Below are 12154 nucleotides of genomic sequence, written 5' to 3'. Positions count from 1 at the left end.
TAGTTCTAGATTGAATTTAGTCAAAAAAACTGCACCTCCAATCGTTAGATGGTGTCTAACAATTGGGGTGCAGTTCAGGCCATGTTGCTGCCAGCAGAGCTGTCTTTTCTCTTTACATTTGTTTTAGTGCGCATTAAACTAGGTTTTATTAAATTTGTGTTGTTCCGAGAACGAATCATGCGTTTGCTGCCGCAGGATTCTCTGATGTTTAGGTTCGATATCGCCTATACAGAGAGTATATATTAAGAATTAGCAGAAGGAGCTCAAGCCATAAGCGGCGAACTATATATTGAAAGCGTGTTCACGAGGATTGTAATCGCATATGCTCAGCTGTGAATCCCTTACCGAATTGGCGGAGTTGATCGCGTGGAAAATAAAAGGTTTTTCAGCATTCGATCCAAGGTTATGCTGTTCTCCGTTGTCTTAGCCATCTGCCCTTTATTAATCGTCAGCGGATTTTCGTATTTTGAATCCACTCGCGTAGTTCGCAATCAGGTTATCGATCTGAATCTGGTGAATGCGAAACAGATTGCGAATCATTTGGATATGATCATCAACGACGTCAACACCATTTCGTTAAACCTTATTCAGAATGACGAAGTGGCCGCCTATCTTCACTCTCCAAGCGCTGAATTCAAACAGCAAAACTACTCGCGAATGGTCTCCATTTTGAATGACCAAACCTTCAATAAAAAATATATATACTCCATTTACGTACAGGATCTTAGCGAAAAGGGCTTCGATAACAGAGGGGCGGTCAATCTTGTCCCAAGCGATAGGCTACTTCAGGCCAAAGCCTTAAAGGGCAAGGACAGCTGGTATGATGATACGGTCTTCGTGCAAAACAAAGAAGTAAAAGTGATTACCATGATTAGGGACATACGGGACATTCATCATGTCAGCCGATCCTTAGGCATATTGAAAATTAATGTGCTCGAAAGCAGCATAAGAGATTTATACCAAACCGATTCGCAGGAAAAGAGACTTTTTTATCTGATTAACGATGAAAATGTCATTTTATCGACGGTTTCTTCCGAGCTGATCGGCAGCCGTATCGCGCCTTCATTTATTCATCCGGACATGGATCGCCGACCGGAGGGGTATTTCAACACGGACATCGACGGAACGAAGCACTTAGCGGTGTTTCATCGAATGAAATCGCAAAATTGGCGTATCGTGGAATTGACTCCCAATGAATTGATATTGAAGCCGGGCAATGTGATCAAGAGAGCCACGTTTTTTTCGATAGTAGTCAGCTTCGCCATTTGTTTGGCCGTTATCCTCCTTTTTGCAGCAAGAGTGCTTACGCCATTAAAGCAAATCCGAGTGCTCATGAGGCGCGTGGAACGCGAAAACTTCGATACCGAAATGAAGGTGCGGGGAAATGACGAGATTACTTTATTGGCGATTGGCTTCAATCAAATGTCCCAGAAACTAGATGAGCTGATCAATGAGGTTCACGTTTCGAAAATGAAGCAAAAGGAGGCTCAATTAAAAGCGCTTCAGGAGCAAATCAATCCCCATTTTCTGTACAACACGCTCGATCTCATCTATTGGATGAGCAGGATGGAGAATGCCTTTGACACCTCGGTTATGATCAATTCCTTATCCCAGCTGTTCCGGATCGGGCTCAACAGCGGCAGCCGGTTCACAACGGTAAGAAAAGAAGTTGAACACCTTGAACATTACATCTTGATCCAGCAGAAACGGTATGAGGAATCGATCTCCTTCACGATGAATATTGAGACGGAGACGCTGGATTGCACGGTGACCAAAATGGTGCTGCAGCCGATTGTGGAAAATGCGATCCGGCACGGTATTGAAGCGGTGGACGGCAGCGGACGAATTGAGATTCGCATCTTCCAAGATGGAGATATGCTCGTCTATAGCGTCAGTGACGATGGGGGAGGGGCGGACGAGGATGCCATTCAGGAAATGCTAAGCCGTCCGGCAGAAGAAGCTCCGGGACTCGGCTTGAAGAACATTCATGACCGAATTAAGCTGAATTACGGGAGTCCTTACGGTGTGGAGTTTGTAAGCGTCCCTTCTAAGGGAACCACGGTGTCGGTTAGACAACCTTTCGTAAAAGGAGAGGCGCCGCATGTTTAAAGTGATGATCGTAGACGATGAAAGAATTGTCCGTAAAGGGATTATGACTTCCATTAATTGGTCTGCATATGGAATCGAGATTGCGGCCGAGGCCAAAAATGGCCAGGATGCTTTGGAGAAGCTGAAGCAGTGTCCCGTCGATTTGGTTCTAACGGATATTCGAATGCCCATTATGAATGGGATCGAGCTCGCCAGATCGGTAAGATGTAAATATCCGGATATAAAGCTGGTTTTGCTGAGCGGGTATGAGGATTTTCAGCATGCAAAAGAAGCGATGGCGATCGGTATCCAGCATTATTTGCTAAAGCCTGTCATTGCGGAGAAGCTGGTAGGTATTCTCTCCGGAATTCGGGATGAAGAACGGAGCCGGCGAATGATGAAGCAGGGTGAGTTTATTCGGAATAAATTGTTTAATGAAAATTTGCCGCATATCAAATCCATGCTCATGAACAGCCTAATCAACAAACAAACGGATATCAACGAGGTTATAGAAAAGGCCAAAACCTTGAAAATCAGTCTTGAGGGACCAGCCTATCAAATCATGATTATCGAGGTCGATGACTATTCCTTGTTTAAAGAACGTCTGTCGAGGAGAGAAAGAGAAGCTGGCATGTTCGCAATTCTCAATATAGCAGAAGAGGTTCTGGTCTCCCGCTTTCATTGCTTCGTAAGCTTCGGAGAGCTTGGTCAGTTGATCGGCCTGATCAACTTGCCGCTCGGAACGAACATAATAGATATTTGTGAAGAGCTGCAATTAAATCTTAAGCGATACTTGAAATTGTCCGTTTCAATCGGTCTAGGACAACCGGTCTGTCTATTGACGGATGTGAGCCGATGTTATGACCAGGCACTTAGCGCTATTCAAGAGAAAGCTTTTTATGGAAAAGGCGCCGTAATCGAATTTGAAACGGAGCACGCAGCTCCGTTGCCGGCTGCCAGTCGGTCACACTTGTTTCGGGAAGAAGAAAAACAATTGGCGCAATGCATGCTGACCTTAAACGTGGAAGGGCTTCGTGAGACCATTCAACGGTCTTTTGATCGTTTTAGGACGGAAATGACCTCCTTCGAACGTATTAAAAGCTGCGCTATCGGGTTGATTTTTACAATGGCACAGGTACTGGAAGAAATAGGAATAGATTCCGAACGCATATTTCCGTCTCCATTTCTTCCGCACATCGCAGTTGAAAAATTCGAGGTCGTTGCCGATCTGGAAATATGGATCAAGCAAATAACGGAGCAGTTGATCGTCTTGATCGAAGAGAGGGCAGCAGGAAACTGCAAAAAATTAGTGAAGGAAATGATGCGCTACGTCAGCCGCAATTACGATAAGCCAATCGGACTGTCCGAGGCGGCTGAGCATGTATCCATGACGCCTTCGTATTTGAGCAAGGTGTTCAAGGACGAAATGGGCATGACCTTCACGAAATGGTTAAATCAATTAAGAGTGGAGGAGGCCAAGCGTTTATTGAAGCATACTTGGCTCAAAACGTATGAGATCGCGGAGAAGGTCGGATACCACGACTATAAATATTTCTCCCTGGTGTTCAAAAGGCATACGGGCTATTCTCCGCGCGATTACCGGAATCATTAAGTGATTATCCTTGGAATTGGAGGACCCTTATGTCTAATCTTGTAAAGCTTCGAACGCTATTGCTAGTTGCGCTTATGCTTCTGTCCGGCTGCGCCAGTGCATCTTCAACCGACGATTTAACGGATATCAACGATGCGGAATACGGCCGAGCTTCTTCCAAAATCAAGCTTACACTGACCGATTCATGGACAACAACCTCGACAACAGCTGTCGACGTCGTGCATCGTGAGCTGGTCGAACAGTTCAAGCGGGAGCATCCGTATATCGAACTATCCGAGGACGTGCTGGATAATGCCTCGCTCAAAACCAAAGTGAAAACGCTTGCGGCAGCCAATGTGCTGCCGGACATCTTTATGCTGCTCGGATCAGATGCCGAAATGCTTCTGGAGAACGACTTAATCATGCCAATGGAAGGCTTTATGGCGGAGGACCCGGAATGGCGGCTAGGGTTTCGTCCGGAGGCGTTCGAGGACTTTATGTTTGACGGTGTGCTTGCTGGTATTCCGATGCAATTGACAGCTACCTCGATCGTTTATTATAACGCGGATATTTTTAGAAAGGCCGGTTATGAGAGTTTCCCGGTTACATGGAATGAATTTATCGATGCCGTAACAAAGATTAAAGCGCTGGGCTATACGCCAATTGCATTGGGAAACAGAGACCAGTGGGTAGCCGTCTCCTGCTTGTTCAGCTCGCTTGGAGACCGTTTTACGGGAACCGAGTGGTTTGCCAGTCTTGAGGATAACAGCGGAGCGAAGTTTACTGATCAGCCATTTGTCGATGCGCTTGCAGCATTGCTGCAGCTCAAGCAATTAGGCGCCTTCGGCGCCGACATCAACAAGCTGGATAATGTCCAGCAGCGGACTTCGTATTACATGGGTAACGCTGCCATGTTTTTAGAGGGCGGCTGGGCGGTTTCCTCCGTGGTGGCCGATGCGCCAAAGCCAATATTGGATCGAACGCATCTTGCTCTCCTGCCTGCCGTGAATGGGGGGAATGGCAAGGCTGCGGCAACGTCCGGAGGCTCTGGATGGGCGCTTGCCCTGAATTCCAATTTGGAAGGAGAGAAGCTGGAGGCTGCGTTAAAGTTCGTGAAGCTGTTGACCGGTAAAGAGGCGGCTGAACGGATGGCTGAACGCGGCGATATATCGGGCTCCTTCGCTGATCATAATAATATAGGGGATACTTCGGCACTATTTGAGGAATATTTGGAGCTTCTGCACAATATACAGCTAACCCCGGTTTACGACGTCAGGCTGGCACCCGAGGTTGTTCAGACGTTGAATAAGGGGCTGTATATGATACTCACTCCCGGTACTTCGCTAACACCTGAGATGCTGGCCCAAAATATACAGGCTGTGCACGAACGATCGGAAATGTAGTGCCAGCGCCAACGCTTGCGGCAGCAAGCGGTTGGCGCTTTTATTTATTCTTTTTTATACACCGCATAAGATTTCCCCGCGAAACGAGCTTATGTCCCTAAGGAAGGGACAGCCGTTTACGCTTACTATAAAAAAGTAGATAAAACAGCAAAAATTCATCAATTTACCGTAACGCAAACTAGACCTATACTATTTGTGAAAGCGCTTACTAAATAATATGAATCAAGAAGGAAGGGGATTCGGGAGATTTGCTGGCGTGCTTTTAAATTTGTGGCGAACATCATTTAAAGATTGGGGATGTAAACATGAGAAGGAAAGCGACTACGATCATGCTTATGGTAATTTTGATGGCCGTTTCACTCTTAGCAGCATGTACAAACTCACCAGAACCGCCGCCAATAACGAATCAGACTGAAAATAATGCAGACGCATCAGGTGACAACAATACAGCCGAGGCTACAGATGCTGATGATGCGGCGCAGCAGCCTAGCGGAAGCGCAACGGAAACACCAAGAAATGAAACCCTTTATATTAACGGCTTGCAGTGGGGGCCGCCAACCAATTTCAATTTATTAAGCGGGAATCCGGCTTTTCCGGTCAACTATGGAAATTCGCGCGAGCTCATTTATGAGACTCTGTTCATGATCAATATGAATGACGGGGCGCTGGAGCCGCTGCTCGGCAGCTCTTACGCCTGGATAGACGATGTGACACTGAAGATCGAATTAAACAAGGATTCCAAGTGGAGCGACGGAACGCCTTTCACGGCGGACGATGTCGTATACACCTACAAGCTGGGTCAAAAATACGAAATTAACTGGACCAGCTACTGGGATTATATTCAGGACGTTGTTGCAGACGGGCCCAATGCGGTCACGATTACGCTCAGACAGGACAATCCGAACAAGCTGACCGTGACAGAAAGTATTGAGCTGATTCCGATGCTGCCTAAGCATATCTGGGAAGCGATCGAGAGCAAAGCCAATAACGATCTGGCTGCGATTCGCAAAGAATTCAACGAATCTCCGATTGGCACCGGACCGTACAAGATGTTTTTCTACAATGATCAAAAAATAACGATCCAGCGCGACGACAATTACTGGGGCAAGGCGCTGTTCGGCAAGCTTCCGGCACCGAAGTACATTACGCACGTGATCTACAAGGATAACGCCTCCGGTGATTTAGCGTTCAAGAACGGCCAAGTTGACGTGTCGCAGCAGTTCACTCCTCAAGTATGGAAGATGTGGGAAGGAGGCGCGCCAATCAAGACCTATTTGAAGGAAGCGCCTTACTACCTGCCGGGTTCGATGCCGTCCATCTTCTTCAATATGGAGAGGAAGGGGCTTGATAATAAGGATGTAAGAAAAGCGATCGCGATGGCGATTGACTATAAGAAAATATCCGAGCTTGCGATGAGCGGTTATTCGGCTGACATGAAGCCATCCCTTACGCTCGATACGCCGGCTGAATCGAAATACGTGGATCAGGCGGCAATCAAATCCCTCCAATGGACCACTGACATCGAAGCCGCCAACGCGCTGCTCGACAGCATCGGCGCCGAGAAGGGCAAGGATGGCATTCGCGTTCTAAACGGGGAAAGGCTTGGTCCTTTTGAAATTGAATGTCCTTACGGCTGGTCGGACTGGAATGCCGCGCTGGAAATCGTTGCGCAGAGCGCAAAAGCGATCGGCATCGAGATTCGCACGAAATTCCCGGAAGCGCCAGTATGGACGAATGATCTGCAGACCGGTAAATTCGATATCATCATGAATACCCCTGCCGGCAACGTTACGCCTGCTAACCCATGGAACCGCGCAAGAACGATCATGTACTCCAAAGGCGTCGCACCGATGGGAGAAATGGCATTCTGGAACTGGGGACGCTACAAAAACGACAGAGCGGACGAAATCATCGATCAAATTCCAACGGCAAGCGAAGCGGATGCGAAGCAGCTGTATACGGAGCTTACGAAAATCTGGCTGACGGACGTTCCGTCCATTCCGCTGATGTATCGTCCTTGGGTATTCTATACGGTCAACGAATCCGTATGGAAGGGCTTCCCGGTTGACGGAGACGGCAGCAACATTCCACCGCAAATTGCGGTTGACGGAGCTGGCATTAAAGCGCTGTACCAAATTACGAACTAACCAGCGTACGTAGTAGAATCAGGCCTATATTGGGGCAGCCTCTGCCAAGTATAGGCCTTCCCTTACCTGCATATACCGGAGGTGGAATGTTATTGAATGCCTATACGAAATATTTTGTCAAAAAATCCGGATGGTATCTTCTTACGCTGTTCATTGCCCTTATCCTGAACTTCATGCTTCCAAGGCTGATCGAGGGCAACCCTGTCAGTACGATCGCTACCCAGGTAACGCAAGGGATGACAGACAGTGACTCTATTAAAAAGGTATACGATAATTTCATGAAGGAATTCGGCGTCGACAAGCCGCTTCTCGTCCAGTTTGGCATTTATTTAAAAAATCTCGCGTCCGGTGACCTCGGCACCTCGTTCGGCTTGTATCCCCGGCAGGTATCCGATATATTGGCATCCGCCGTCCCCTGGACCGTAGGACTGCAGCTTCCGGCGATACTTATCGGCTGGATTATTGGCAATGTGCTCGGGGCGGTTGCCGCCTATCGTAAGGGCGTTTTTGACAAAGTGCTGTTTCCCGTAGCCTTATTCGTAAACTCTATCCCGTTTTTTACATTGGCTATTATTATGCTGTACCTGCTGGCGATCACGATGAAGTGGTTCCCGATGGGAGGCGGCTATGATTACCAGATGGTTCCTCACTTTAGTCTGGACTTCATTCTTTCCGTTATACGGCATCATACGCTTCCTTTTCTTTCTATCGTGCTTGTAACCATCGGCGGTCAAGCGATCGGTATGAGAGAAATGTCCATCTATGAGCTGAACTCCGACTATGTCTTATACAGCAAGCTGCTAGGCATACGAGATTCGCGAGTAGCAAGGTATGTGTTCAAAAACGCGATGCTGCCGCAAATTACCGGACTGGCCTTGTCCATCGGCACGATGGTTGGCGGCTCGCTGATTTGCGAGATCGTCTTCAGCTACCCCGGCATCGGCACATGGCTGTTCTCCGCGATCAGGCAGCTCGATTATCCGTTAATATCCGGCTGCACGCTGCTTATCGCGCTGACCGTACTGCTTGCCAACTTTACGATTGAAATTGTCTATGGCCTCGTGGATCCGAGAATCAAGGCGGCACAAATGGAGGAAAACTGATATGGCCCATTCGATGAGCATTTTAGTAAGATCCCCCAAGTTTTTGATCGGCGCTGTTACATCCTTGCTGGTAGCCTTGCTTGTTATAATTTATCCGTTAATCAATACTAAAGATCCGCTGGAAATGATGGCACTCGCGTTTCAGCCGCCCAGCTCCGATTTGTGGCTTGGCTCAGATAACTTCGGCAGAGACTTGTTTCTGGAGTTAATTTACGGCATTAGGACCTCTGTTATGGTTGGCCTGGTTGCTGGCTTATGCGCTACCGCGATCGGTCTGGTCATTGGCCTCGCTTGCGGCTATTTGGGAGGAATAATCGACAATATACTTACCGCGGTCACGAACATGTTCATCGTTATCCCGTCATTTATCGTTTTGATCCTGGTTTCTGTAAGCCTTAATTCGCGAAGCTCCCTAATCGTCGCAATTATTATCGGGCTTACAAGCTGGCCTTGGACGGCAAGGGCTGTAAGGGCGCAGACGACATCCTTGCGCAACCGGGACCATGTGAATATTGCCAAAATTTCCGGGCACAGCACGCCAAGAATTATTTTGTTTGAGATTTTACCCTATATCGCGTCTTATGTGGTCATGGCATTTATTCTTCAGGTAGCATCGGGAATTTTGTCCGAGGCTTCGATCTCGATGCTTGGACTTGGACCCTACAATACGATTTCCCTTGGCATTATTATGAACTGGGCCTTAGTGTTTGAGGCGCCGGTGGCGGGAGCCTGGTGGGCATTCATTCCGGCGGCATTCGCCATTGCGCTCATAACGTTTTCCCTTTATATGATGAACACGGGCATGGATGAAATATTTAATCCTAAAATAAGGAGCTGACGTGATGAGCGCCAACCTGCTGGATATCGCCCAAGCCGTGAAGCCTGCCCCGCGGAAAAATATATTGGAGGTCCAAGCTTTAAAAACGTTCTATAAGACCCGGTTGAAGGAAAAAGTGTTTGCGGTCGACGGTGTCAGCTTCGCTCTTGAGGAAGGAAAGACACTCGGCATTGCCGGAGAATCCGGCTGCGGCAAGTCAACGTTGGCCTTAAGCCTGATGGGCTTCTATTTCCCGCCTCTCAATTACGGCAGCGGCTCTATTGCAATCAACGGCATTGATATTATGAAGCTTAATAAGGAGCAGCTTAGGAAGCAGATATTGGGGAAGGAAATCGCCTATATTCCTCAGGCTGCTATGAACGCCTTGAATCCGACGCTGAAGATCATTCGATTCATCGAGGATTTGATGAAGGAGCATCGTCCGGAAATGACCAAGAAGCAGGTGTGGGATATGGCTGCCGAACGCTTTCAGACGTTGAATCTGTCGCCTGAGGTGCTTCAAGCCTATCCGAACGAGCTGTCCGGAGGAATGAAGCAGCGGACCGTCATCGCGATTTCCACGATCCTTAATCCGAAGGTGCTCGTGGCAGACGAGCCTACCTCAGCCCTTGATGTCACTTCGCAGAAAGCCGTCATCAAGCTGATGAAGGATTTGCTTGACAAGGGTTTTATTAAATCACTTGTTTTTATCACCCACGAGCTTCCGCTGCTCTATCATGTCACGGACGATATTATGGTCATGTATGCTGGGGAAATCGTTGAGCGCGGCAGCGCGCATCAGATGATATTTGACCCTTTACATCCGTATACCAAAAAACTGATGGGCTCCATTATCGTACCCGAGGAAGGGATGAAGGAGCATAAGCTGACGGCTATTCCAGGTGCGCCGCCGAATTTGAAGAGCGTACCGGCGGGCTGTCGTTTTGCCGATCGCTGCTCCTATACCAGAGACGAGTGCAAGCAAGGCGAAATCGAAAATCGGCATCTCGGGGAACGAGTCTACAGGTGCAACTTCGATCCCGACACCTTGAAGGAGTGGTATGAACATGAGCAAAGCTGATGTGCTGTTAAGCGGTGCTGGCATTACGAAGGTTTTTGGATACGGAAAGAAAAAAATGACTGCCGTGAACGACGTGAGCTTTGCCTTCCACGAGGGCGAGATCATTTCTATCGTTGGCGAGAGCGGCAGCGGTAAAACGACTCTCGCGAAAATGCTGATGGGGCTGCTGAAGGAAACGAGCGGCGATATCCGCTACAAAGGGAAGCTGCGGCAGTTCAAAAACCATACCGATCGGAAAAATTACTGGAAGGACATCCAGGCGATCTTTCAGGATCCATTCTCGTCGTTCAATCTGTTTCATAAAGTCGATAAATTACTTCTTGATTGCATTAAGCTGCAAGGCCTGAAGCTATCGAAGGAGGAACAATTCCATAAGATGAAGGAAGCCTGCTCCTTCGTCAATTTGAAGTTTGAGGAATTGTATAACAAGTATCCCTTCGAGCTCTCTGGGGGACAGATGCAGCGGCTCATGATTGCCCGCATCTTCATGCTGCATCCTAAAATTTTGATCGCGGATGAGCCAACCTCTATGATTGACGCATGCTCTAGGTCTACCATTTTGGATATGCTGTTAAAGCTGCGGAATGAGAACAACATGACGATTATCTTCATTACCCATGACGTCGGATTGGCTTATTATATTAGCGATACATTATGTATTATGGAGAAGGGGAGGATCGTGGAGAGCGGACCGGCGGAGGACATCATTATTAACCCGCGGCACCGGTATACGCAGCAGCTCATATCCGATGTGCCGAAGATTCATGAGGAGTGGAATCTCGCCTAAAATACGAGGGGAGTCCAGGAGGTCTGAGCTGACCTGAGGGACGTCCCTTTTTTCAAAAGATATCAATTTCATAGAATGAGTTTCAGGTATGGATAGATTTGCTTGTCGGATTTCAAGCTCAAAACCCCTAATATTAGCTTAGGCTTGCGAATGATTAATATAGGGGTGATAAACGGCAATGAATAAAAAATTATGCTTGTTCTGTAATGAAATTGTTCCCATAAAAGCGGAAGGCGAATATGACAGGTTTGTAGGCTGTCACTGCTCGCCTGACGGGTACTACAGCCTATTGAGAGGAAGCTATGATCTGATCCAATCGTTAACTTATCATCGGAAACGTCAAATATTTCCTATCGTTTCAGCTTATATCCGAGAGCTTACAGATTGTGATGAGCGGGTCACACTGTCAATTGATGACTTAGATCGAATAGAAAATTCGCCAACCATTCCGGTAACAATGGAGGAAAAAGAAGGCCGTTTACTGCAATTTTTATTTAGACATTCGAATGGTCCGGGCGAGCCTGTGGCCATTCATCCGCTGTCGCACAGCTTTAATTTAACGTATTCTCCTAATTTGCAAGAGCTGGTTTATATCATCGAGAAGCTAAGAAGTGAGCAATCTATTATTAGGGAAGTCGCAACCCTGAGGCTTACGGACAAAGGCTGGAGCGAAGCGGCGGCAAGGGCTGGAGGAAAGAAGCTGAAGTCATGTATCGTTTTACTTCCGAACGGTAATGAAATCTGTGAAGAGTGGACGGAAAGCGTGTTTCCAAAAATCGAGCAATGCGGGTATATCCCGCTTTTATTTCATTATTCGGATAGGGAGAATCGTGATAAGCATACTACCCAGCTTATTTCTGAGAGTCAGATGGTCATCGCGGATTTGACCATCCCTTCGCCAGAGGTATATTTTGCAGCGGGTTATGCGCTCGGCTTGAATATTCCCGTCATATGGACGGTGAAACGAAGCGCTGCGGATAAGCTGCCTGTTCAATACCATCCGATCCGTCCTATTATCTGGGACACCTTAGAGGAGCTTGCAGCTATGCTGCAGCAAAAATGGGTTCATAGCTGAGAAATTCCATTAACGTAAACCTAATAAAGCGAAGGAGATGATCCCGGTTGGCGCGGGCTCAT

Annotated in this window: 9 protein-coding genes; all 9 read left to right on the top strand. The window is 47.6% G+C overall.

The window, feature by feature from the left end; translation table 11 throughout:
• Positions 1-366 precede the first annotated feature (366 nt).
• The 9 genes from ACO9K6_RS19655 (at position 367) to ACO9K6_RS19615 (ending at position 12092) form a co-directional block, all read left to right on the top strand.
• Complete coding sequence (locus ACO9K6_RS19655) at positions 367-2109, top strand: sensor histidine kinase (RefSeq protein ID WP_424769236.1); 1743 nt, start codon at positions 367-369, stop codon at positions 2107-2109.
• Positions 2102-3700, top strand: coding sequence for a response regulator (locus ACO9K6_RS19650; RefSeq protein ID WP_424769235.1), 1599 nt, complete (start codon positions 2102-2104; stop codon positions 3698-3700). The genes ACO9K6_RS19655 and ACO9K6_RS19650 overlap by 8 nt, the downstream gene beginning before the upstream one ends.
• Before the next feature lie 29 nt (positions 3701-3729).
• Complete coding sequence (locus ACO9K6_RS19645) at positions 3730-5082, top strand: extracellular solute-binding protein (protein ID WP_424769234.1); 1353 nt, start codon at positions 3730-3732, stop codon at positions 5080-5082.
• Positions 5083-5387: 305 nt separating this feature from the next.
• Complete coding sequence (locus ACO9K6_RS19640; protein ID WP_424769233.1) at positions 5388-7229, top strand: ABC transporter substrate-binding protein; 1842 nt, start codon at positions 5388-5390, stop codon at positions 7227-7229.
• Positions 7230-7321: 92 nt separating this feature from the next.
• Positions 7322-8332 carry an ABC transporter permease gene (locus ACO9K6_RS19635; RefSeq protein ID WP_424769232.1) on the top strand — a complete coding sequence of 337 codons (1011 nt, stop codon included), beginning with the start codon at positions 7322-7324 and terminating at the stop codon, positions 8330-8332.
• A 1-nt stretch (position 8333) separates the two neighbouring features.
• Positions 8334-9170 carry an ABC transporter permease gene (locus ACO9K6_RS19630; protein ID WP_424769231.1) on the top strand — a complete coding sequence of 279 codons (837 nt, stop codon included), beginning with the start codon at positions 8334-8336 and terminating at the stop codon, positions 9168-9170.
• A 4-nt stretch (positions 9171-9174) separates the two neighbouring features.
• Complete coding sequence (locus ACO9K6_RS19625) at positions 9175-10230, top strand: ABC transporter ATP-binding protein (protein ID WP_424769230.1); 1056 nt, start codon at positions 9175-9177, stop codon at positions 10228-10230.
• On the top strand, positions 10217-11017 hold the full coding sequence (locus ACO9K6_RS19620) for an ABC transporter ATP-binding protein (protein WP_424769229.1): 801 nt from the start codon (positions 10217-10219) through the stop codon (positions 11015-11017). The genes ACO9K6_RS19625 and ACO9K6_RS19620 overlap by 14 nt, the downstream gene beginning before the upstream one ends.
• Positions 11018-11195: 178 nt before the next feature.
• Entirely contained in the window at positions 11196-12092 is an 897-nt protein-coding gene (locus tag ACO9K6_RS19615; protein ID WP_424769228.1) for a hypothetical protein, read from the top strand.
• The last annotated feature ends 62 nt before the right edge of the window (positions 12093-12154 follow it).

The organism is Paenibacillus praedii, assembly GCF_049725345.1.
Taxonomy (GTDB): domain Bacteria; phylum Bacillota; class Bacilli; order Paenibacillales; family Paenibacillaceae; genus Pristimantibacillus.
The sequence above is the reverse complement of the archived record's forward strand: the minus strand, read 5'-3'. Positions and strand labels throughout refer to the sequence as shown.

Coding starts and splice junctions, on each gene's coding strand:
- ACO9K6_RS19650 (WP_424769235.1), top strand. CDS start 2,102: ATGTTTAAAGTGATGATCGTAGACGATGAAAGAATTGTCCGTAAAGGG.
- ACO9K6_RS19645 (WP_424769234.1), top strand. CDS start 3,730: ATGTCTAATCTTGTAAAGCTTCGAACGCTATTGCTAGTTGCGCTTATG.
- ACO9K6_RS19640 (WP_424769233.1), top strand. CDS start 5,388: ATGAGAAGGAAAGCGACTACGATCATGCTTATGGTAATTTTGATGGCC.
- ACO9K6_RS19630 (WP_424769231.1), top strand. CDS start 8,334: ATGGCCCATTCGATGAGCATTTTAGTAAGATCCCCCAAGTTTTTGATC.
- ACO9K6_RS19625 (WP_424769230.1), top strand. CDS start 9,175: ATGAGCGCCAACCTGCTGGATATCGCCCAAGCCGTGAAGCCTGCCCCG.
- ACO9K6_RS19620 (WP_424769229.1), top strand. CDS start 10,217: ATGAGCAAAGCTGATGTGCTGTTAAGCGGTGCTGGCATTACGAAGGTT.
- ACO9K6_RS19615 (WP_424769228.1), top strand. CDS start 11,196: ATGAATAAAAAATTATGCTTGTTCTGTAATGAAATTGTTCCCATAAAA.